This window comes from Paenibacillus sp. A3 (genome assembly GCF_001399685.1).
GTDB lineage: Bacteria > Bacillota > Bacilli > Paenibacillales > NBRC-103111 > Paenibacillus_G.
Map to the genome: position 1 here is coordinate 1 of NZ_JTHN01000314.1, position 657 is coordinate 657.

General features: G+C 62.7%; 1 protein-coding gene. It reads left to right on the forward strand.

The genetic code is table 11. The features are described from left to right. Positions 1-657 (forward strand): asparagine synthase C-terminal domain-containing protein (locus QJ48_RS33775; protein ID WP_162238607.1); only part of this gene is annotated, 657 nt, incomplete at both ends.

The window sequence follows — 657 nt, forward strand, 5'->3', positions numbered from 1 at the left end:
CCATCGGTAAGAGAGCTTCGACCCTCCCCCGGCCGAAAGCCGCCAGGCATCAGACCGAGCCGGTGGCCGACCCTTCGGCGATTGCCCTTTACCATGTGGCGCAGCTTGCGCGCGAGCACGTGACCGTCGTGCTATCCGGCGAAGGAGCGGACGAGCTGTTCGGCGGGTACCGCATCTACTGCGAGCCGCAGTCGCTCGCGCCGATCGAGCGGCTGCCGCACGGCGTGAAGCGGCTGCTGCACGCGCTGGCCCGGCTGCTGCCGGACGGCGTCTACGGCCGCAATTACGTGCTGCGCGGGACGACGCCGTTGGAGCAGCGGTTCCTCGGCAACGCCAAAATTTTCACGGAAGACATGAAGGCCGAAATCGTGCGCGCCGACCGCGAACTGCTGAGCCGGTACCGCAATCCGTTCGACATCGCCAAAACGTTTTACGATAAAAGCAAGCATCTGGACCCCGTGTCCCGGATGCAGTATATCGATATGAACCTGTGGATGCCCGGCGACATTCTGATGAAGGCGGACAAAATGACGATGGCGCATTCGATTGAGCTGCGCGTGCCGTTCCTCGACGTGGAGGTGTACGAGGTGGCGCGCCGGATTCCGGCCAAATACCGGATTGCGGAAGGCACGACCAAATACGTATTCCGCAAAGCGA